This is a genomic window from Sphingorhabdus sp., from assembly GCF_046154385.1.
Taxonomy (GTDB): Bacteria; Pseudomonadota; Alphaproteobacteria; order Sphingomonadales; family Sphingomonadaceae; genus Sphingorhabdus_B.
Genome location: NZ_JBJXFW010000031.1, coordinates 12290 through 34456 on the forward strand (window position 1 = coordinate 12290; position 22167 = coordinate 34456).

Consider the following 22167-nt stretch of genomic DNA (forward strand, 5'->3'; position numbering starts at 1 on the left):
CTCAAAGTCCCGTAAGATTTTGCAGTTGAAGGATCGGCAATAATATCGCCAAAATGATGATTGCCACAACCCCGCCCATCGCCACGATAATCAGGGGTTCCAGCAAGGATAAGGCTGCACTGGTGAAATTGTCGAATTCACGCTCCAGATATTCGGCCGCACGTTCCAGCATCAGATCAAGCTGCCCTGCACTTTCACCACTGGCGGTCAGGTACACCAGCAAAGGGGGAAAGACACCGCTGGCGCGCATCGCCCCGGAAAGACTGCCCCCGCTGCGGACGGCTTCGACAATTTCTTCATTCGCGCCTGACAACACCTTGTTCCGGATCGTCCCGCCGGTAAGGCGCAGGCCTTCGAGTAACGGCAGGCGGCTGGCGACCATCGTTGCCAAAGTCCGTGCCATCCGTGCCGCGTGAAGATTGCGGAGTAACTTTCCAAGCACGGGAACGCGCAAAATCGCCCGGTCGACCGACAACCGGAATGCCGGTTGCTTCAATGCTTGCCAGAAAACAGCTATGCCAACGAGCAACACCAGCAAAATCGCCCAGTAATAATTTGCAAGAAAGGCCGATATGCCGATCACGATGCGGGTAATCAGGGGCAGTTGCTGGTCAACATTGTCAAATTGTTCGACGACGCGCGGCACAACGGACACCATCAACCCCATGACAACCAATATCGCAACAAGCGAGAGCACCGCTGGATAGGCAAGCGCACCGATCAACTTGCCCCGCATTTCCGCCTGCCGTTCGAGCAAATTTGCAAGCCGTTCGGTAATCAGCGGCAAAGTTCCAGCGCCTTCGCCGGCCGCAATCATCGCCCGATAAAGCGCGGGAAAACTGGTGCTTTCGCGGCGCATGGCATCCGAAAGCCGTTGCCCCTCAACGACGCCCAAATGTACTTCTGTTAAAATAGTACGGACATGCGCCTGTTCACTTTGACGGCTGATGGTCCGCAACGCTTCTTCCAATGGTGTGACTTGGACCAGCGACGATAATTGCCGGGTGAAAAGGGTTAGTTGTTTGGAATTCAGCCGGGCACGGCGGCGAAAGGGCAGGTTTGATAAAGCCGACGGTAAGGTTGCAGCCGGTTCAACACTTACAATGTAGAATTTTTTCTCGGTGAGCCGCTCGCGCGCGACATCATCATTTACAGCAACAATCCGGCCGCGTTTTTCGCGGCCTTCCGGATCAATCGCGTGATAGGCAAAATCAGGCATCCTGAACGTCTTCACGCCGTGAGATGCGGATGGCTTCTTCTGGCGTCGTATGGCCTGAACGCACAAGCTTGCGTGCGGCGGCGCTTAAATTGGGCTGATTTACGAAGGCGTGCCGTGCCAAAATGGCTTCATCCCCGCCGTCATTTATCAAGCGACGGATCGTATCGTCGACGCGAACTGCCTCAAACACACCAATGCGTCCTTGAAAACCAGTATGGCCGCATTCCGGGCATCCCACGGCTTTGAACACAGCCGTGCCTTTGTCAAAGCCAAGCAATGACGCTGCATTGCCATCGGCCTGTTCGGTTTCGCGGCAATGTGGACATAATCGCCGAACCAACCGTTGTGCAATTACCGCCCGCAAGGTGGACGCCAGCAAAAATGGTTCCACTTTCATGTCGCGCATTCTGGTAATCGCGCCCAGCGCGTCATTTGTGTGCACGGTTGTCAACACCAAATGCCCGGTCAGCGCGGCTTGCACGGCGATATCGGCTGTTTCCCGGTCACGGATTTCCCCGACCATGACGACGTCCGGATCTTGCCGCAAAATGGCGCGAAGCCCTGCGGCGAATGTCATGCCGACCTTGGCATTGACCTGTGTCTGGCCAATGCCGTCGACCGCATATTCCACCGGATCTTCGACCGTCAGGATATTGCGGGTGCCGTCATTCAGGCTTTTCAGCCCGGCATATAAAGTTGTGGTTTTTCCTGATCCGGTTGGTCCTGTTACCAATATGATGCCATTGGGCTCGGCCAGCGCATCGCTCAATATTTTCAGCGTTTCGTCCGACATGCCGAGCAGATCGAGCGAAATACCGGCATTTTCCTTATCAAGAATTCGCATCACAACACGTTCACCGGCGCGGCTGGGTAATGTCGAAACGCGCACATCGACCAATCTGCCGCCCAGCGTAAGACCGATGCGGCCATCTTGCGGGATACGTCGTTCGGCAATATCGAGGCGCGCCATTACCTTGATACGGCTGACCACTACCGGTGCAACATTTGCGGGCAAACGCAGCCGTTCTTGTAACACACCATCGGTTCGCATCCGCACGACAAGACCGGTTTCATAAGGTTCGATATGGATATCCGAAACAGATTGCCGCACGGCTTCGGCAATGATGCCGTTTATCAGCCGGATAACCGGTGCGTCATCCGCGCTATCGAGCAGGTCTTCCGCACTGGGCAACATATCCGACAACAAATCACTGTCGCCAGCGCCGATTGATCCGGCCATCGCGGCGGCCGAACCGTCCATTGCATAATGATCGGACAAATACCGGTCAAAGGTCGCATTATCGGCTATTTCAACGTCGAAGGGCATTGCAAGATAGCGACGCACCTCCAACAACATCAATGGATCGGCACCTTTACGCATGGCTACGACCATGCGGTTTTCATGTTCGTGCCGCAACACAACGCCATGCGCCTTCGCAAAAGCATAAGGCAAGTCAAGAAGGGGCGGGTTCGGCACGGGAGCACCGGGTCCGGAGTCGTCCGTCGGCGCGGAATCGGTTAATTCGGTTTCACCGCGCCGGATAATCATAGCCCACCTCCGTTGGTGGAGGAAACATCGCTAGGCGGGGGGTCGGATGGTTGCAATGGCCCGCCAGACGGCGGACGCGCCAATGTGTCGGTCGCACCCAACACGACATCATCGGGCCCAATCTTCGGCGCCACCGGGACGACAGCGCCCATATAATCCCGCAATAATTCATCAATGCTCGGCTCGCGATCCGGATTGCGCGCCAGTTGCATGTCACGGACATATCCATATCGCCGCGCGGTAACGGCATCGCCGTCCGCCCGGTTCCGCAATATGGTGGGGCGAATGAAAACCATCAAATTGGTTTTGCTGCGATTGCGGCTGCGCGATTTGAACAATTCACCGATCAGCGGGATATCGCTGAGCAATGGAATGCGTTCGATGGTCCGCCGTTCATCGTCATTCAAAAGCCCCCCGATAGCGAGCAATTGCCCGTCGCCGACGGTAAGCGTCGTTTCAAATTCGCGTTTGTTCAAAATCAGGTCGCTGGACCGTGCAGAAACCGGCCCGGCGACGCTGGACACTTCCTGCTTGAGAAAAAGCTTCACATCCCCTTGTGCGTTGACCTGGGGTGTAACCTCCAATTTTATGCCGACTTCCTGACGCTGCACTGTGCGGAACGCATTTTCGAAATTCGCCGATAGCTGCTCCCCGGTGCTGACCGGAACCTCTTGCCCGACCAGAAACTTCGCCTTTTGATTGTTCAATGTGACGATGTGCGGAGTTGCCAGTAAATTCGATTCCGTATCCGCCGCGATGGCATTGATAATGGTTCCGAAAATCGCGTTCTTGCCAATATCAAGCGCAAAGCCGCCAAAGCCGCCCGTTGCATTGAGTATCGAGGCCGCCGCGGCTTCCTGCAAGCTGTCGCCGAGCGCGCTGCTGGTTTCGGTGGTGGTCGTGTTGCCATTCACGGTCGTGGTGGTGCGCGACAATTCTTCTGCGCCTATGGCACCTGCTATGGTCAAAATGCTGGGGGTCGCGTTGGAATAATTCGTCGCCGCAAACGGGATATTTTCACCACCAATCAGAAATTGCACGCCCAGCCGCTTGGCCGCATCATTACCGATTTCGACAATGATAGCCTCTACTAGAACCTGTTCAGGACGGCTATCGAGTTGCCGGATAAGTTCACCCAAAGTGCGCTGCATTTCGGGATTGGCCGCGATAATCAGCGCATTTGTACCTTCATATCGGGTTACAACGACGGGTCCCCGTCCACCAATACCGTTCATGCCGGTCGCAGAAGATACGGCCACAACCGGAGCCGAAACGGGCGACGGAGCCGCGCCGCCATTGCCCGCAGTAGAAGCAACCGGGGGCAAATCTCCATTGGGTGCCGCATTATTTTGCCCCCCGATCAGGGACTGCACCGTTTCCAATAAAGTTTCCGCGTTTGCATGTTCCAGCCGGTATACCCGGATTTCCGCGCCTGATTGCGCGCGTGCGTCCAACTGCTTCGCCATGGCGGCAAAACGGGCAACTGATGTTGGATCACCGCGCAAGGCAATCGCGTTACTGCTGTCTATAGCGGCCACAGACACGGGTGCGCGGCTGCCCTCACCACCGCCCTGCCCGGCCAAACCTTGTAAAGCCGTCGCGATTTCGCGCGCGCCGGCATTGTCCAATGTCACAATTTGCGTTGCCGCCGAATCCCGATCGATCTGGCGAACCAGTTCACGGATACGACGCAGATTATCGGCATAATCGGCAACAACCAGACTATTTGCATTCCGGTTTGCGGTAATCGAGCCTTCGCGGCTGACCAGGGGTCGAAGCGTTTCGACTGCTGTCGTCGCATCGATCGAACGCAGGCGGAATACTTCGGTTACAAACTGGCTGGGCGCTGCAGACTTGCTGCCGACGCGGCTGGGCTGGGTTGCCGCACCTTCCGACGGTTGCACGCGATATCCGCCCCCGCGCATCGGTATTGCGACCAGGCCATTGGCCCGCAAGGTCGATAAAAATACTTCAAAATATTCGGAACGGGACAAGGGCCTGTCGGTGACAACAGAGACTTTCCCGGTAACCCGTCCATCGACGATAAACGTCTGTCCAGTGACCCGCGCAGCATCCTGAACAAATGCCCTGATGTCGGCGTCGCGGACGTTAAGCGAATGTTGCGCCGACAATGGCGCCGCCAAAACGAGGGCAGCGCACGCCAGCCAGAGTGGTATTTTATGGGTCACGGTTTTTCCAGATTGATAGCAATAGGTATTTTTGAACCACCGCGCTCGACTTCAACACTCAGTCGGGTGCCGGGGCGGAATTGCGAGGCGACGTCAATGGCGGATGAAACAGGGCGTCCGTTAACGGCAACGATGACATCGCCTTCCTGAAAACCGGCAAGACGCATTATAGTGCCATCGTCACGTGGTTGCACAACAAGGCCGGTAACACGCCCCCCTTCGTTGCGCGGCGCAAGGCCGACAGATTTTTGCAAGCTTTCCGCGTTCAATTCGGCCCCGGTCGATGCAGAAACCTGCGGCATGACGCTCGTTGCAGCCACGTCGCCATTGGCGATATTTTCGGCCGGAACGGATTGATCCAGATACAGGGATTCCTTCACCCCGCCACGCGACAAAATCACATGATCAAACGCCACGGAGTCGAGGGTTACGCCCGATGCCACTTCCTCGCCAACGGCATAGCTGTTCTGGACCCCGTCTTCGCCCGCAATAATCGCAGAACCGCCGCCCGAATTTTCATTTGACCGGATGCCGTATAAGGTAAGGCTGAGCGACGTTACATTCTCCGTTCCGGCAGCAGCAGCTTCGCTTCGGGAAAAGGCATCAAAGCCGGAAAACAACGCGCTGCGTGCCGATAAGGGCACACTATTTACCGGAGCGGGGCGCCATTCGCCCAATGGGCCTAATGGAGTAGCAAGCACGAACATCAAACGGGCCAATTGAATGGCAACCGTTACCGCAAGCAATCCCAAAGCCAATTTCGCAAACGGAATGGCGTTCAACCGAAATGATTGCAGATTGAACTTCACCCCAGCCAAAACAGCCACCCTTTTATCAACGTGATTCTCGACACTACGCTGCGGGAGTAAGGCGGCACCATGACTTAAGCATGACATTAAAATTACATTTTAATGACGATGGAAAGCCGGACCGATGGTGCTGATTTGGGAAAAACTACGGCAGTGCATCGGTAAAGATACACCGCCGTTAGTGGGGGGTATGAATGCGGTTAGAATTTTACGGTCAGGCTTGCAGCATAGCTCGTGCCCAAATCATAACTGTTTATGTTCAAAACAGAGTCACCAAGCCGTTGTTGCTCTCTATAATCCGTGCTGGTCAAATTGCGGCCTTCAAGCTTGAATTCAAGCTCCTTGCCGCCAATCAGCACACCTTGGCGCAGAACAACATCAACGCGCAACCCTGGCTTTTCCACAAAGTCAGGTGAAGCATTCGGACCCCGGTTCGTGGTGCGGTCACTGGTATATGTCAACAACAGCGACTGCTGGGATAATTTTGACGTATCTTCAAGACTAAGCTGAAGATTGACCAGATGCTTGGATTGGCCCGAAAGGCGCAATTTGCGGCTCGTGTCAAACACCGATGACGCAGAAACCGGATTCGGCGCGCTGGTAAAGCTGATGGTCGTGTCGCCGGGCTTAATTTTGATTTCGGAGTCAGAATATGTATAATTGGCGACGACCGCAAATCGCCGGTCAGCCCAAAAATCACCGCCCACATTTTCTAACGGGAAGTATTTTTGCACTTCCAACTCCAAACCGTACAGCGTTGCTTTCGGCGCATTTGCGAAGCTCGTGAAAAAGCTGGATCCCACTTGAACAGCGACGGCTTCGATCGGGTTGGAAATATCTTTCCAGAAACCGGCAATCGTGAACCGCTGATCCCGGTCGAAATACCACTCATAGCGCGCCTCGAGATTGGTCAGTTGCGAATCCTTCAAAAACTGGTTCCCGAAGAATGTGCGGCCGGAGTCTGTATCGCGATATGGTTGCGGTGCCAGCTCGCGAAATTGTGGCCGGGCAATTGTTTGCGAACCAGCAACACGAAGCTGCATATCTTCCGCAAAATTCCAGGTTATCGTTCCTGCAGGTAGGAAATAGTCATTGTTCAAATCGGTACGCGGCGCCGCTGCGATACCGAAGAGCGCAAGCGGCTGAACGAACTGTGCGCCATCTTCATACCGAACACCCGCGTTCAACGTAACGCCGTCAACTGGCTCGATTTCAAGCATGCCGTACCCGGCATGGACGCGCAGACCTGCGGTAAATGCCGCCGAACCCAAACCACCGGTGGTTTCAGTGAGCAAGACATTATAGCTGAACACATTAAAATCACTCAGCAGGAAATCGATACGCTGCTGCGCAACAGCTGGGTTTAAAGCGGCTTGCGGTTGAAATTGAAAATCTCGACGTATCGAGTCACGCGTGTTGTCGTAATAATAATAACCGGCCTGCAACGTTAACGGATATTCGCTGGGAACTTCATATGCGAGGTCGATAGCACCCGACCAAACCGTATCGTCGAGTTCGCTAAACGCCACAAATGCTTCTTGTCCCGGCGCACGCAGATCATTTACATAATCCTGAAATGTTTCATTGAAAACATAGCTGTAGGATCGCTCATACGGTGCGTCACGTTGCGACTTGGCATATGTGCCGCGTAAATCCAGCGATACGCCGCCGAACTTGAATTCGCCGATGAGCTGGCTATCGAACAACTGCCGTTCGAACCAGCTCGTGATCCCGGTTTGGATCGTGGCATCTGGACGGGTCGGGCTAGGTCCAACCGTGTCAAAGTTATTGCCCAACGCAACGCGCGCTTCTTTCAGGGTGTCGCGAATAAACAGATTGTTGAACTTGATTTTCTGGTCGCCAAAATTCAGCCCGATTCCCACCATGCCGTTCACAATGATGCGATTTTCAGTCGATAAAAAGTCAAAGTCGCGGATTGGTTCCAAAAAGTTTCCATTGGCACCGCTCGAAATATTACCAAATTGCTGGACGCCGCCACGTGTGCGCCAGTTATTGTTGTAACCCGCGATCGCAATGACACCCAAATCTGCCGCGCCAATTGGAAATGTTTTACCAAAGGCAATGTCACCGCTGAAATTCGGTTGAATGTCCAGATTACGCTGGATGACGTTGGTGCGTGAGTTGCTGAGGCTTGCGGTGATGTCGCGAATTTCTCCGACACTAAAATCCGCGCCAGCAAGAATTCGTTTACCGGATGCAAGCGCAGCAGCGAACGGACCTTTGGGTGATCGTTCACCGCTGTCATAGCCCGTCCAATCACCGCGGCTGCCAAAATAGGTGTGTCCAACTTCGAATGTGGTTTCAGTGTCCCCGCCTACGCCAAAGCCGATATCAAGAAAGGCTTCTTTAGGTGCGTTCTTCGTGGTCAAGTTAATCACGCCGCCGCCAAATTCACCGGGATAATCCACTGAATAGCTCTTTTGGACAACGGTAGACGCCAGGATGCTTGTCGGAAAAAGATCCAGCGGAATAACCCTGCGAAGTGGTTCCGGCGATGGCAATGGCGAACCGTTCAATAACGCGAGAGAGTAACGCTCACCCAAGCCACGCACATACACAAATTTACCGCCAACGACCGACAATCCGGTTACGCGCTGCAATGCACCCGCAACTTCGCCTTCACCGGTTCTGGCGATATCCGCTGCGGACAATACCGACACAACTTCTGGAGTGGACCGGATCACATTCGGAATGTAGCGCCCTTGCACAACAATTTCCTGTACATCACCAGCGTCCGCGCCGGGACCGGAAATTTCCACTTCTTCTTCAACCGGTTCATCAGCAGCCGCTTCCGGGCTTGTCTCAGCGTTCTGCGGTTCAGCTGAATCTTGCGCCAACGCTGCGGGAGCAATGAGGGCTGACGTCAGCAATAGGGCGGTTCCAAAAATGCGTTTCATGATAATTTCCGTGCCTTGAATTGGAAAAGGGGCGGCAACAAATGTGCGCCGCCCCTCGGGTATAGAGAGTGGCGCTGGTTATCCTGCGTCGGGAACGACGAGACAGGATGCCTGAGTAGGCAAGCCGCACGTCCAACCAACCCACCAATTGGTGTTGCTGTCCTGAACCGCACCAATGAAAGCGCGATTGATAAAGAAGCTTGCCAAAGAATTGGCATTGAATGGCGTCACCGCATTTTCATTCGCTCCGTTCACAAAAATATTTGTGAGGGTCGAAGTGCCCAATGCCGTATTGTTCGAACCGGCACCGAAAATTGCTGAAATCTCGGCTCCGGTCACGTCAGCGTCGTCAGTGAATGAAGCCGCACATGACAGGAATACCGAATTGAAAACTGGAGGACCATCTTCATCAACAGCTGCGTTGGCGGCTTGCGCGGTCGAAGCACCATCGATGTCGATGCAACGTGGGCTGCCCGTCATCACACCATTCAGGAAGCTGTAATCGCCACCACCGCGCAACAACAGTGTTGTGTTACGCGTTGCGCTGCCAACGAAGGTGAAGTTCGCAAAACGAACGTCTGTACGTGGAAGACGGGTATCGTTCGATGTCGAGTCCGCTTCGACGATATGATCACCACCATCTGAACGCTGGATCACGATAATGTCCTGCAAAGCGGCCTTGAAGCCTGAATCGACGTCAAGCGAGTCGTCATCATTTCCGGTCAGCACAAGGAACCGACCATTTACACGACCACCAAACCATTCGATACCATCGTCAGAGCTGTTATGAACCTGAACATTTTCGAATATCGTGCCAGCACCTACGCCAGCCATGGTGATACCATTCAGTTCGTTGTTGTTATCAACCCGGAACCCTGAGAAGCGAACCTGCAGATAACGGATTGAGCCGCTATTATCATTGACCGAAGCACCGCCGAAGTTTGCGCCGCTCGTGCCTTCAACAGGTGCGATACAGCCAACTGTACCCCCAGTGGCGGCCGGATCGGCGCAGTCAGCGATTGGGCCACGGCCCAAAATGACCAGACCACCCCATTCACCGGTGCTGCTAGCACCAGAAGCACCGATCACGTTATTCCGGCTGGTCATGACAACCGGCTTCGTCGCGCTGCCGTCGACATTAAGCTGCGAACCGCGATTTACGAGCAGGAAGTCAGCGCCCGAAGCGCCAAAAAGTGTAACACCGGCGTCAATCGTCAACACACCAGCAGTCGCACCGCCAATGGGAGCATTCGGATCAGCGCCCAAGTCCTGACCAACCTGGACCCGGCCACTCAACGAGTAAATCGTGCCTGCAAGGTTTTGCAAACGCAAGGCACCGGTAATCGTGCCTGAAATCTGGCAATTCCGGCGATTTGCAATCGTACCGGAATCGACGGTGCCTGCAGGGCAGCTAGCCGCTGGACCGGTTGGCGGAGGAGGAGGTGGGGGTGGAGGAGGAGGCGCAACAACTGGCGGCGGTACCACGACAATATTGCCGTCACCCGGCGATGCGATGTCATCCGCGCCGCAACCGGCAACGAGAGCAGCAGCAGCAGTCGCATATATAATGCCGCGCAATTTTGGATCTAACATTCTGATTCTCCGCAACTAATAATATCGCCTGATTTCAGGCATAAGCAACGGACCAGCGACGAATCAACGAAGGCCCCACCCGTTGTCCATCCCGCCCATAGAAGCGGCTTGTTACAACGCTGCGTTTATTAGATTTCATTGCGGAGTCATTTTTATGGCACATATGTGACATCAGCGGAATCGCGTGATGTCAGCGCCTAATTAACTGTAAAATAAAGAGGGCAGGTCATGCAACCCGCCCTCAAATACACCTGAATTCGATCGTTTCCGGTTGCAAGTCCGGTTTAGCGCGTGGCGATTTTGGTCTTTAAGCCCGAAAATGCCTGACGCGCGGCTTCTTTTGAATTCATAATCCGTCCATCCGCCAAAACCAGTTCGACGGACTCCCGGCTTTGCATCGCTTGCGTGAATAATTCAGCAGCTTCGGCAGTGCGTCCCATGCGGGCATAGGCCTGCCCAAGATTGATAAGCAACGCCGGGTCACGCCGGCTTACCCTGTCACCATTCAATATCTGAGAAACCGCACGCTGGTTATCTCCCGCCACCAATGCGTCATATCCAATCGATCCTTTTGGATAGCCGATCTCGCCACCGGAACCGGACTGTGCGTGCGCGACTCCACTTAGACTAGCGGCCAATAAAGCGCTGACTAATAATGATTTCATGACAATTCTCCTCTTTCCAGAGGTAATTATTACACTTTAATGACGATTGTTGCAATATAAATGACATTTAATTGTCATAAATATGAAACATCTTTGCAATCCAGAAACATTGTCATCCAAAACAAGTCCGTACTCCATCCCGTTAAAAGGCTGAACAGCTTCGACAGCGATTACACGACACGTCGCTGCACGCCCTGAAAAAGCGTGCAGGAACAATCAGTTCAATTTCATTGGATAGATGTGGGGGAGCGTCCCCTTATTTCACACAGCTTCGTCAAAAAGCCCTGAGCAAAATGGCATCAAGCCTCGTCAACGCGATTTTTGCGTAAACGACCGAGGGTCAGGACCTAGCTTGGATTTTCGAGATACGCGATCACATTGGCCCGCTTTTGCGGGTCTGATATCCCGATGAAAATCATCTTGGTCTTTGGCATTACGCGCTGTGGCTTTTCCAAAAACTGGAATAATTTTTCTTTCGACCAGGTTACGCCAGCAGCAGAATTGGCCGGTGAATAATTGAAACCTGCAACGCTGCCTGACTTGCTGCCGACAATAGCCGCAAGAGAAGGTCCGGTTTTGTTGACACCGGCATCGGTCACATGACAGGTTCGACATTGCGTGAACACTGTTTTTCCGGCGGCTGCATCGCCGGTAAAGTTCGCCAATACAGAGCCATCCAATGTCGACACATCATCCGCAGCAGGTGCTCCCGCAGGCACATCGGGAGCAACATTTGTCTCGGCTGTTTTTTCTTCCGCGACAGGATCGGCATCACCCGAGCAGGCTATGACAAATGCCGATAATGCAACAGTTGCCGCCAAAGTACGGATTTTGAACATATTCACTCCTATCGAACCGGAATTGGCGGCATAGCCTATATTTAAGCAATCAAAACATGATAAAGCTTATGGCATATAACAATGATTGAAAAGATCATATGTTTGGTATTGGGACCATCTGCGTTCACCGCGCGTCATGCCAAGCCTTCGACAATAATCTCGCAAAATCCTATTTGGCAGGAATTTACAGCGCGCCGCGCTTATTTGCGATACGCGCGACTTCCTGAAGTTCGGGCATATTAAACCCGACCCGAAACGCGCGAACGACCGCGGCATGGATGCGAACCGGTTCATTAGAACCGAGGGCGCACGCAAAATCTATGGCAGCGGCAATGCGGATATCGAAGCTGTGCCGTTCGCGGGCAGCGTCGACTTCAACGCCCGTAAGACCAAGCAGGTCGGCGCGCTTATCCAGCTTGGCAAGGGTCCGTTTGCACGTACAGTCACGCTCCAGCGCGAGTTCAATGTGCAATCTTAAACGTTCGGTCAAAAGCGGTTCGTGCATAATAACTCAAACAGCGCTTTGGGCGCGGCAGTACATAATGGACACGCAGATATTATCATAGGCAGAAAGGGAGAATGCGACCATTATGGGTTGCGACCCTGTTTCGGGTTCCCATAATGATCACACTCGGCTTGAAAAGAAGCGCATAGCGGCCAAATCGTGACCGAGAATGCGGCCAGGAAAAAGATAGCCTGTGCGGAAAGGGCAAGCGCCCCTGTATCGCCGAGAGAAAACGCCACACAGCCATAAAATATGAGTGCGATCCAAGAGAAGAAATAGCGTCTTTGCCAACGCAGGTTTTTGCTCAGGCAATGTGCATTCATACGCATGGTCTGGTTCCTTCCCCGATTAAAGGCCGAGTTCGGTGAGGCTGGAATGATCATCCGGCCTGCGACCCAATGGCCAATGGAACTTGCGGTCGGCTTCGGCGATTGGATGCTCGTTGATGCTGGCGATGCGGCGGCGCATGAGGCCGTCAACGTCGAATTCCCAGTTTTCATTGCCGTAAGCGCGAAACCAGGTGCCGTTGTCGTCACGATATTCATAGGCAAAGCGGACCGCGATGCGATTGCCGTCATAGGCCCACAATTCTTTGACCAGCCGGTAATCGAGCTCGCGCGACCATTTACGGGTCAGAAATGCTTCGATGGCTTCACGGCCACTTAAAAAATCGGCGCGGTTTCTCCACTGGCTGTCCGGCGTATAGGCCAGCGCGACGCGGGCCGGGTCCCGGCTGTTCCAGCCGTCTTCGGCAAGCCGTACTTTTTCAGCGGCAGATTCTGCGGTGAATGGGGGGAGCGGAGGTCGGGACATAAATTCTTCCTTTGGTTGGAAAAGGGACACGGGCGGCGCGAAGGGAGGGGGGGATCGCGCGCCGCCCGCTGTTCAGATCAAGCTGAGGCAGCAATGATCCGAATATAATCGAAATCGGTGATAAGTAAGATCATGGTGTAACTCCTGTTTGAGTGGCCACGTGGTCACTTCCTGAAATCAGTTATGGTCCAGTTTAACAAATGAAAGAACAGTCGAAAAATTCAACTCACTATTCCGATTATGGCAACAATATGCATCTGCCCCTCCGGTCACATTCCCGAGATTGTAATCTTTCCAAAATGACTTGCGGAACGGAGCAGTTCATACGCAGCCCCGGCGTCGTCAAAGGCAAATTCGGCGTCAATCACCGGGTGGATGCCATGTTTCTGAAGAAAGCGATTCAAATTCGCATAATGGGCAACCGAGCCAACGCAGATCCCGTTCACTGCGGCGTTTTTGAACTGGAGCGGCGTCATGTCCGGGCGCGCACCGAAACCAGATAAAACCCCGATCTGGGCAATTTGCCCGCCCGGCGCGATGGCGGCGATCGAGCGGTCATAGCTGGAAGGTCCGCCGAGTTCGAGAATATGGTCAACACCGCGACCGTCGGTTAATTCGACGGCGATTTGGTCCCAATCGGGTTGGCTCTTGTAATTGATGGTCTGCCACGCACCAAGCGCCCTGGCTCTCGCCAGCTTTTCATCGGATGAGGAAGTGACGATAACCCGCGCGCCGATTGCCGAGGCCATTTGCAATCCCAACAGGGCGACGCCGCCTGTGCCTTGTACCAGAACAGTGTGTTCAGGCTGAATTTTGCCACGCTCGAACAGGGCATGCCATGCAGTCACGCCTGCGCAAGGAAGAGCAGCTGCTTCATGGAAACCCAGATAGTCTGGAATAGCGACCAAAGCCGCTTCGTCGGCGATTGCATATTCACTCAGCACGCCGTCAGTCTGCCCTCCGCCCAGTGCATTAGAAAGATGGCTTTGAGAAAATGCACCGTCGGTCCAGGCCGGGAAAAATCCCGGGCTAACGCGGTCGCCGATTTTCCAATTGCGAACGCCCGAACCGATTTCGACAATTTCACCCGCCGCATCCGAGAGTGGAACCAAGCCGTCCTTGTTACCATCGGGGTCGTCAAAGGTCAGCAAATCACGATAGTTCAGGCTGGCGGCCTTGACCTTCATCCGGATTTCATGCGGGCGCAATGCGCGCAATTCCTTGCTTTGCAGATCAAGATTAAATCCGGTTTTACCGCGCACAAGCGCATATTGCTGATGTAATGCCATCTTAATTGTCCTTTGAATTTGGGGATTTAGATTTCGAGTATAAGCCGCGCCGGACCTTCGCCATTTTCGGCAGCCGGAACGGCGCAACAGATCAGAGCCTCATCGCTATCCGTCTGAAATGCGGGTTGTTCGGCATAGGTCACCGCGCCTGCCAGGATCTTGGTCCGGCATGTGCCGCAACTTCCGCCCCGGCAGCTGAATTCCGGTGTCAGCCCACGCGATTCCGCAAGGTCGAGCAAACTGCCGCTTTCCGGTGTCCAGCGCGCTTCCTTGCCAGATGCCGCGAAAGCTATGGCAACCGGCTTTGTCGCCGCAGGCGCCATTTGTGTTTCAGGCGTCACTGCGACCTGACGTTTGAGTGATGCAGGCCCGAACGCTTCGGCATGGATCCGGTGGTCGGCAATGTTGAGCCCACGCAACCCGTCGTAAATCGCTTGCATGAACGGCGGCGGACCGCACATCATGAAATCATAATCGTCGAAACCAAGCGCGGCGCGCAGCAGGTTCATGTCGATCCGGCCAAGAACCTCGTAATCGGTCCCCTGCTGCGCCCCGTCCGCATGCTCCAGCAAGCGAATGACACGCACCGCGCCACCCGCGCGCTCGGTAAGCGAGCGGAGTTCGGCATCAAAGGCGCGCTCGGCCTTGGTGCGAGCAGCATAGAAGAATATCGTGGGCCGAATATGCCGCGTCCGCAAACCTTCATACACAATATACCGCAGCATCGCCAACATCGGCGTGATACCGACTCCTGCGGCCATCAAAACGGCCGGCCGGCTTTCGGCCGCATCGATTGTGAAACCACCGGCAGGCGGGCGGGCGTTGATGATGCTGCCAACGGCCATCTGGTCGTGCAGATAGCTTGATACGAGCCCTTCTTTCTTGACGCTGATACGATAGACACCATCCGAAGGTGCGGAGGAAAGCGTATAGGTGCGTATCACCGCGGGCGCGTCGGGATCGGGCTGGACACGTATCGGCAAATGCTGACCTGCCAGATTGGCTATCAACCCGGCGTCGTCGGTTGGTTCAAGATAGAAAGAGCGGATCACGCTGCTTTCATCGACGATTTTGCTGACCCGAAGCGGACGCCAAGTGGAACCCTGTTCGGCTGCCTTGCGGCGTTGTGCGGCCTGATCCCAATCGCCGGTCATCAGCGAATTGGGCGACCATTCCAGAAATTCGAAACGCAAGGGAAAGGCAGCGTTGCGCCGGACGATTTTGTGCGGTGTGAAAGTCCACAGCCGCTCCGCGCCCTGAAATGCCGCGATATCGGGAGAGTCCAAAATGACTTCGGCGCTCCCTGTCAGGTGCAGCATATCGCCATTGCTGAAATCGACAAAGACCAGTCCAGCGCGCGGATTGCGGAGAAAATTGCCCAATGTGTTGAAATGCAGATTCCCGGCAAAATCGGGAATTGTGAGCACACCATCGTCGCCTATGCGCACAAAGCCCGGTTTACCTCCACGGTGCGAGGCATCGACCTGACGGTGACCGTCTTCGAGATCGATATAGGATGCGACGAAAAATGTATCGGCGGCCAATATCGCGGCACGGGCATCAGCGTCCAACGCGGATAATTGCTCGGTGGCTGGTACCGCGCAATTTTCGGGTGAAACCGCGTGCCAGTTACGGGTCTGGATATATTGCGGGCAGTTACCGAAGCTATGTTCCACTTCGACGGTAAATCCACTTTGCGAAACCGCACCGATTTTCCCGTTCATCCGGTTGCGGCGGCGCGAGTGCAGTTCAATTCCCAACAGGCCGATGGCATCGCCTTCTTTTCGCCCCTCTATGGCCGGATCGCTTGGATCATATGGCATATTCAATGCAAGCTTGCGGGGGTCGGGGGATTGGATGAAGCCAGGCTCGCCTGCCAACACCGTAGCCCAGACATCACCTTTGCTATCGACGCTGCCGGCAACAACAAACGGCAATTGTTCGAAAAAGTCGCGGTGCTGTTCCGGCATTTGGTCGCGGATGACACGACGGCCAAATTGCTCCATCCGTTCGGCGACACCCAGCGAGCGCTGCAGTTCAATTTCGCCGCTGTGAAAAGGCGAACCGGCGGGAATTTTATCATTGCTGTCCATGGCATCTCTCGTTTCAAATGAAGGGGCGGGTTTGGTCAAACTTGTGGCTGGTGTAACCAATTCTGGTCGAGTTCGGGCACCCGCATTTTGGCGCGGATGTGAGCGGCATTTTCCGGCGAAGTAAGGTTTGCGAGCAGGCGCAGTGCCACTTCGATTGCGGTTCCTGGTCCAGTGGAACTAATAATTCCGCCATCGTCAACAACCGCTTGATCGACAAACAGCGCACCATATTGCTCAAGCTGGCCTTTCCTTTTGCCGCCAATCTGGTGGTAAATGGTGGCCCGGCGTCCGTTGATGATACCGGCAGCACCCAAGGCCATTGATGCAACGCAAACCGAGGCTATCGGCTGATGTTGCACATCGAAGTGCTTGATAACGTCGAGAAAGGGCTCGGACAGGGCTTCGTCGTAAAATCCTGCACCGGCAAATCCGCCAGGGACCGCAAGTGCGTCAAAGTCATTCAGGTCAAGCTCTGAAATCTGGGCTTGCGGCATTACCGAGAAACCGAAGGTCGCACGCAAAACCGGCTTGAAACCGGCGGAGATCAGTTCGACCGGTTCGTAACCGTCCAGGGCGGCCCATCCGAATACGTCAGTGAATCCTGCCGCTTCGAGCGGTTCAAAGCCATCGGCGAGCAACAGAAGAACTTTCTTGGTCATTTAATCGTCCTTTTCGGAACAGATTCTGCGCCTTTTATTGGCATCTTTAAAATGTGCCCGGACGCTTCGCCTCTCGAAACAAAGCGTCCGGACGATTGGCGTCAGGCCGCAGCAGCCAGTCCGACCGGGGTTTGCACAAATGGGACAAAATTTGGCAAAGCTTCGATGCTCTTCAACCAGGCATCGACATTTGCATAGGCCGCCAAGTCGACATTGCCTTCTGGTGCGCGGGCGATGTAGCTGTAGAGCGCGACGTCGGCGATGGTCGGCTGTTCGCCCCCGATGATCCATTTTTTCGTCGCAAGTTCATCGTCGATATTTTTCAGAACGGCATGTGCGCGTCCGATGACTTCTTCGGCATTAAAGCCTGCACCAAATACGGTGATCAAACGGGCGGCGGCAGGACCGAAGGCGATCTGGCCAGCGGCGACCGAAAGCCAGCGTTGTACAGCAGCTGCACCGTCTGGATCGCTTGGCAACCATTCGGTCAAGCCGCGCTTTTTGGCGATATAAATCAGGATCGATGCGGAATCGGCAATGATTGTGCCGTTGTCGTCGAGCACAGGAACCTGGCCAAAGCGGTTGAGCGCCAGAAATTCAGGTGCCTTATGTGCGCCTTTGGCAAGGTCGACTTCGACCAGTTCGAAAGGGGTTTGCGTCAGCGAAAGAAATAGCCGTGCACGGTGGGCATGGCCAGACAAAGGATGATAGTAAAGTTTCATGTGATAAGCTCCATAATGCATCTGCCACAGTGGATTAGGGGGACTGGGCCTCTTGCACTGCCTTTATGGGCCTGCACATCTGCGAACAGAACGGAGATAAAAGTCAAAGGACTATTCCATTTTCCGGAATATTCTTGCTCCTGTAACGAAGCAGCCCCATAATTTCGGCGCGACAGTCAAAGGAATCAGAACATGGCAAAGCTTGAGGCGATGCACACATTCGTCAAAGTGGCCGAAACCAGCAGCTTTGCCGAAGCCGCGCGGCAATTGCATATGAGCCCGCCTGCGGTAACCCGCGCGGTGTCGGCGCTTGAGGAGCAGATCGGCACCAGACTTTTCACACGGACAACACGGGTGGTTCGCCTGACCGAAGCCGGGAACCGCTATTTTGAAGATTGCCGCAAGATATTGGCCGATGTGGAAGAAGCCGAGGCTGCAGCTTCGGGGTCCTATGTGCGTCCAACGGGTGTGCTGCATGTGACGGCATCGGTCTTGTTCGGACAGCAATTTTTGCTGCCCATTTTGACCGAATTTCTTGGCGAGAATCCGGACGTCACGGTCCGTGCGCTGTTCGTTGATCGGGTCGTGAACCTGGTTGATGAGGGCATCGATGTGGCAATCCGCATCGGCCACTTGCCCGATTCCGGCCAAAGCGCGGTGCGGGTCGGCAAGGTGCGGCAGGTCGTCTGCGGCGCTCCGGCCTATTTCGACGCGCACGGTATTCCTCAACAACCCGCCGACCTTGCCAAGCACCGAATGATCGCCAGTACAGGTTCCTTCTCGTCACTCGATTGGCATTTCGGCCAGGACCAGAAACTCAAGGTCAACATAACCCCCCGACTCTTTTGCAACACCTATGACGGTATGATCCGTGCCATGCTCGAGGGTTGGGGGCTTTCACGGGTTTTGTCATATCAGATAGGCGAACATCTCGTCGCCGGCCGCTTGCAGACCGTACTTGCCGATTTTGAACAGGACCCGCTTCCGATCCATATCGTTCACCCCGAGGGACGGCGAGCATCCGCCAAGGTGCGCGGGTTCATCGACCTCGCCGTTGACCGACTGCGCGCCAACCGTTTGATAAACTAGCGTCAGGACCTCTTCCAGATTTGGATGAGGGAGCTTAAATTTCCTGACGCGTAATAATATGGTCAAGGGACAGCTTGCCCGGACCATAAGCCATGATGCCCAAGGCAAGGGCAAACCAGCCAAAATGGGTGGACAGGAAAGCATCCGGGTACACGAAAATCTGGATGGTGAGGGTCATCACAAAAAGACCCAAAGCCGATAGGCGTGTGGCAAGGCCAAGGATCAACATGATCGGCAGCAGATGTTCGGCATAGGTGGCAAGATAGGCCGCGATTTCGGGATCGAGCAGCGGCAAGCGATATTCTTCTTCAAAAAGATAGACGGTGTTTTCCGACACGGTCATCAGCCCTTCAACTTTGGTTCGTGCGGAACTCCAGAAGATTCCGGCAAGTCCGCCACGCATGGCGAGTTGCACAAAAGCTTGAGGAATTCGGGACATGATTTTTGCCGGTGTGGAAAATACACTGGCCAAGGTTAGGTTAGTCATTTCAATTCTCCTTCAATATTCGGGTATGCGGGGACGATAATTCCGGCGATGGCGAGGTTGATAAACCTGGCAATCAAGGTTTCGGCGGCGAGATGATCTGGATAGTTTGACATCAGGGTGGTGAATGTTGCGGGGCCGGCAAAATGATTCAGCAGCACCGCGTCATCGGCATTTGCTACTATTTCGGCGACCTGATCACCCTGTCGCCAGATGATCGCTGTTTCTTTCTCGTTTGGCACGGGCGGTAATGCGTCCGGTTCCACTTGGGCGCGCCAGATAGATAAAGCAGGGGTTTTTGAATCGATGATGGTCACCGACGGATGTAATCCGGCCCGTGTATCGAGTGCTGCGATGGCTGAACGGTCATCATCAAGCCCGAAGGGTGCGGCATCGGCGGCATGGTAAGCTTGGATACGCGCAAATTCGATCCGCGCGACATCGGCCAAATATGGATAGTCACGCAAGGGATCAAATTCGGCCAAAAATGCCGCGAAATCATCTCCATATCCGGACATGATCGGCGATTTGGGTGGATGTCGCTCAACATAAACGAGCGTCAGTGCGGAAAAATACGCCTCGCCAACCAGTGTTTCGACAGCCGGGAAACTTGTCTGCAACGCATTATGCAGCGTTATCCGCAAGTTGTTCCGGTAAACGTTGAACCGGCCTGCTTCATCGGATCCGGCGGCTTCCGGGCTAAGTAAAGCTTGAGCAAAGGACGCGTGCATCACGCCACCTGCATTTTTTCAGCATGCGCGATTACATGCCGGACGTGATCGGTTTCGAGCAAAAGATCGTCGAGCGGAGGTATGTCATTGTCCCGCTCGACCAGAACAGGGCGGTTTCCATCGCGGGCGATGACATATTGAAGGAGTTCGAAAACCTCAACACTGACCGGGCTGCCATGGCTGTCGATCAGCAATGCCTGCCCGTTGCCATCCGAAATTTGTTCGTGCCCTGCGACATGAATTTCACCAACACGATCCATCGCAATTCGCGCGAGCCAATCTTGGGCCGACCAACCATGATTTTGGCAAGAAACATGGAGATTATTGACGTCGAGCAACAGGCCGCATCCGGTCTTGCGTGCAATCTCCTTAAGGAATTCCGCTTCATGCCAACTGCTGTGTGAAAGCTCGACATAAGTCGACGGATTTTCGAGCAACAATGCCAATCCAAGAAAATCCTGGGCTTCATTGACATTGTCAATCACCCGTTGAAGGGTTGCGCTGTCATAAGCGACAGGCAACAGGTCGTTGAAATACACCCCGCCGTGCGACGACCATGCCAGATGTTCGGAAAAACTGGCGGGACTACTGCGGTCAATTAACGTGCGAAGTTTTTGCAGATGTTCGATATCGAGCCGCCCTGCTCCGCCGATCGACAATCCAACGCCATGGATCGACAGCGGCCAGGTGTCCGCAATCCGGTCAAGCAGCCGCAGGTTGGGGCCGCCTGCGCTCATGAAGTTTTCGGCATGTATTTCGACAAAATCGACCAAGGATGGATCGGCCAAAAGCGCTTCGCAATGCGCGCGCTTAAGGCCGATCCCCACGCCGCGGGGCAACCCGCCCGGCCCCGGTGAGGGGATGGGCTTGGACAAGGTGGGTTGCACCCGCAACATGGTTTAGCGCTTTACTTCTTTGTATTCGCTCAACTGGCCGCGGCCGGTGGGCGAAGTTTTCGAAGGCAGGGTGAGGCATGTGCCTTTGGGCACCAATGTCCACGCATTGCCTTGATAATCGCGCTTTGATGTACCCGCGCATGATGTGCCGGGGCCAGCCGCGCAATCATTGTGTCCGGCAAGCGAGATGCCAAAACATTTTTCCTGCGGCGGACGCTTTGCCGCCGAGGCGCTGGGGGATAAGCCGGCAAGCGCCGTTGCAGCAATGCCAGCAATAAATGCGGAACGGGAGAGGTTCATTGTGAAGTTTCCTTGTTCAAGAGTGGGCGTTCCCGATAGGCGGCGAACATTGCCCGCCGCCCATGGAGGATTAGTTCAACGAAGCAGGGGTTTTGCCCTTGATCGAAGGCCAATATTCCTTGGCCTTTTCAAGATTGCCCGGAATATCGCGCTGCCAGGCAACAGACACATCGGCGTTGACGTTTAAATAGAGCTTTCCATCAACGATTTTCCAGACAGCTGGATCGCCATCAAGCTTCTTTTCCAACGCTACGCCCATAGCGCAAAAACCGCCAAATTGTGGGGCGAACGCCGCTGGGTTTGCCTTGAATTTGTTGAGGTTCTCTGCGCTGGCAAAATGATAGCGCGCGCCTTTATACTTGGTTGTGAAGGTCGGGCTGCCTTTAGCAGGTGCACCAACGGTGAAATAAGCCACAGGATCATAGCCTTGCATTGCGAGACCTTGTTCATCGGTATTCACTGCCGAGGTCGAAGTAGGAACCACGGCAAATGCAGGACTGGACGAAATGGAAGTAGAAGCGACAAGCAGGCCAAGTGCGACCAACAAAGCGCGAGATGTACGGGTAGTCATGTTAATGTCTCCAACTGAAGCCGTCGCCAGCAGGGACGGACTGAGGTTTCCCGGGGCTGTCCGGGTGAGACAATATCTAGAGGCAGACAGGAAATGAATGAATACGCGTATTGAGCAATAGATTGCTGCGTTTTTTGGAATAATAATCGGGCCGCGCCGTGCAAAATCGCCCCGCAATTTCGTGGGTCCCCAGGGATTTACGAAAATTTTACTAGGTGGCGGTGGGTGCAGTCG

At 54.5% G+C, this 22167-nt stretch carries 20 protein-coding genes; 1 reads left to right on the forward strand and 19 read right to left on the reverse strand.

Annotated elements, in window-relative coordinates; translation table 11 throughout:
- Nucleotide 1 precedes the first annotated feature (1 nt).
- The 14 genes from gspF to ACKVOS_RS05905 form a co-directional block, all read right to left on the reverse strand.
- Nucleotides 2–1219 carry a type II secretion system inner membrane protein GspF gene (gspF, locus tag ACKVOS_RS05840; RefSeq protein ID WP_409211077.1) on the reverse strand — a complete coding sequence of 406 codons (1218 nt, stop codon included), beginning with the start codon at nucleotides 1217–1219 and terminating at the stop codon, nucleotides 2–4.
- Nucleotides 1212–2768, reverse strand: coding sequence for a type II secretion system ATPase GspE (gene gspE / locus ACKVOS_RS05845; RefSeq protein WP_409211078.1), 1557 nt, complete (start codon nucleotides 2766–2768; stop codon nucleotides 1212–1214). Before gspE ends, gspF begins: the two co-directional genes overlap by 8 nt.
- A complete protein-coding gene (gene gspD, locus ACKVOS_RS05850) occupies nucleotides 2765–4957 on the reverse strand; it encodes a type II secretion system secretin GspD (protein WP_409211079.1) in 2193 nt (730 codons plus the stop codon). Before gspD ends, gspE begins: the two co-directional genes overlap by 4 nt.
- A complete protein-coding gene (locus ACKVOS_RS05855) occupies nucleotides 4954–5766 on the reverse strand; it encodes a type II secretion system protein N (protein WP_409211096.1) in 813 nt (270 codons plus the stop codon). The genes gspD and ACKVOS_RS05855 overlap by 4 nt, the downstream gene beginning before the upstream one ends.
- A gap of 200 nt (nucleotides 5767–5966) precedes the next feature.
- On the reverse strand, nucleotides 5967–8684 hold the full coding sequence (locus tag ACKVOS_RS05860) for a TonB-dependent receptor domain-containing protein (RefSeq protein ID WP_409211080.1): 2718 nt from the start codon (nucleotides 8682–8684) through the stop codon (nucleotides 5967–5969).
- Between the two features lie 78 nt (nucleotides 8685–8762).
- On the reverse strand, nucleotides 8763–10277 hold the full coding sequence (locus ACKVOS_RS05865) for a hypothetical protein (protein WP_409211081.1): 1515 nt from the start codon (nucleotides 10275–10277) through the stop codon (nucleotides 8763–8765).
- 284 nt (nucleotides 10278–10561) lie between these two features.
- Nucleotides 10562–10942, reverse strand: coding sequence for a hypothetical protein (locus tag ACKVOS_RS05870; RefSeq protein ID WP_409211082.1), 381 nt, complete (start codon nucleotides 10940–10942; stop codon nucleotides 10562–10564).
- A gap of 347 nt (nucleotides 10943–11289) precedes the next feature.
- Complete coding sequence (locus ACKVOS_RS05875) at nucleotides 11290–11781, reverse strand: c-type cytochrome (RefSeq protein ID WP_409211083.1); 492 nt, start codon at nucleotides 11779–11781, stop codon at nucleotides 11290–11292.
- A gap of 184 nt (nucleotides 11782–11965) precedes the next feature.
- Nucleotides 11966–12286, reverse strand: coding sequence for a hypothetical protein (locus ACKVOS_RS05880; RefSeq protein ID WP_409211084.1), 321 nt, complete (start codon nucleotides 12284–12286; stop codon nucleotides 11966–11968).
- A 348-nt stretch (nucleotides 12287–12634) separates the two neighbouring features.
- Nucleotides 12635–13099 (reverse strand): DUF1348 family protein, encoded by a 465-nt coding sequence (locus ACKVOS_RS05885; protein ID WP_409211085.1) that lies wholly within the window; start codon nucleotides 13097–13099, stop codon nucleotides 12635–12637.
- Nucleotides 13100–13368: 269 nt separating this feature from the next.
- Nucleotides 13369–14388, reverse strand: coding sequence for a zinc-dependent alcohol dehydrogenase family protein (locus tag ACKVOS_RS05890; RefSeq protein ID WP_409211086.1), 1020 nt, complete (start codon nucleotides 14386–14388; stop codon nucleotides 13369–13371).
- Nucleotides 14389–14414: 26 nt separating this feature from the next.
- Nucleotides 14415–16481, reverse strand: a complete 2067-nt coding sequence (locus ACKVOS_RS05895; RefSeq protein WP_409211087.1) for a pyridoxamine 5'-phosphate oxidase family protein — start codon at nucleotides 16479–16481, stop codon at nucleotides 14415–14417.
- A 35-nt stretch (nucleotides 16482–16516) separates the two neighbouring features.
- The gene (locus tag ACKVOS_RS05900; protein WP_409211088.1) at nucleotides 16517–17140 is read right to left on the reverse strand and encodes a DJ-1/PfpI family protein; all 624 of its coding nucleotides are present in this window, start codon (nucleotides 17138–17140) and stop codon (nucleotides 16517–16519) included.
- 101 nt (nucleotides 17141–17241) lie between these two features.
- Nucleotides 17242–17862: a glutathione S-transferase family protein gene (locus ACKVOS_RS05905; RefSeq protein WP_409211089.1), complete on the reverse strand. Its 621-nt coding sequence runs from the start codon at nucleotides 17860–17862 to the stop codon at nucleotides 17242–17244.
- 192 nt (nucleotides 17863–18054) lie between these two features.
- Here ACKVOS_RS05905 and ACKVOS_RS05910 point away from each other — a divergent pair, with 192 nt between their 5' ends.
- Nucleotides 18055–18951 (forward strand): LysR family transcriptional regulator, encoded by an 897-nt coding sequence (locus ACKVOS_RS05910; protein ID WP_409211090.1) that lies wholly within the window; start codon nucleotides 18055–18057, stop codon nucleotides 18949–18951.
- A 34-nt stretch (nucleotides 18952–18985) separates the two neighbouring features.
- Here the strand turns inward: ACKVOS_RS05910 and ACKVOS_RS05915 are convergent, their stop codons facing one another.
- The 5 genes from ACKVOS_RS05915 to ACKVOS_RS05935 form a co-directional block, all read right to left on the reverse strand.
- Nucleotides 18986–19438 carry a DoxX family protein gene (locus tag ACKVOS_RS05915; RefSeq protein ID WP_409211091.1) on the reverse strand — a complete coding sequence of 151 codons (453 nt, stop codon included), beginning with the start codon at nucleotides 19436–19438 and terminating at the stop codon, nucleotides 18986–18988.
- Nucleotides 19435–20166 (reverse strand): DUF2063 domain-containing protein, encoded by a 732-nt coding sequence (locus ACKVOS_RS05920; RefSeq protein WP_409211092.1) that lies wholly within the window; start codon nucleotides 20164–20166, stop codon nucleotides 19435–19437. The genes ACKVOS_RS05915 and ACKVOS_RS05920 overlap by 4 nt, the downstream gene beginning before the upstream one ends.
- Entirely contained in the window at nucleotides 20166–21041 is an 876-nt protein-coding gene (locus ACKVOS_RS05925) for a DUF692 domain-containing protein (protein WP_409211093.1), read from the reverse strand. The genes ACKVOS_RS05920 and ACKVOS_RS05925 overlap by 1 nt, the downstream gene beginning before the upstream one ends.
- Before the next feature lie 24 nt (nucleotides 21042–21065).
- The gene (locus ACKVOS_RS05930; protein ID WP_409211094.1) at nucleotides 21066–21362 is read right to left on the reverse strand and encodes a DUF2282 domain-containing protein; all 297 of its coding nucleotides are present in this window, start codon (nucleotides 21360–21362) and stop codon (nucleotides 21066–21068) included.
- A 70-nt stretch (nucleotides 21363–21432) separates the two neighbouring features.
- Nucleotides 21433–21933, reverse strand: a complete 501-nt coding sequence (locus ACKVOS_RS05935; RefSeq protein WP_409211095.1) for a YHS domain-containing (seleno)protein — start codon at nucleotides 21931–21933, stop codon at nucleotides 21433–21435.
- Nucleotides 21934–22167: the final 234 nt, after the last annotated feature.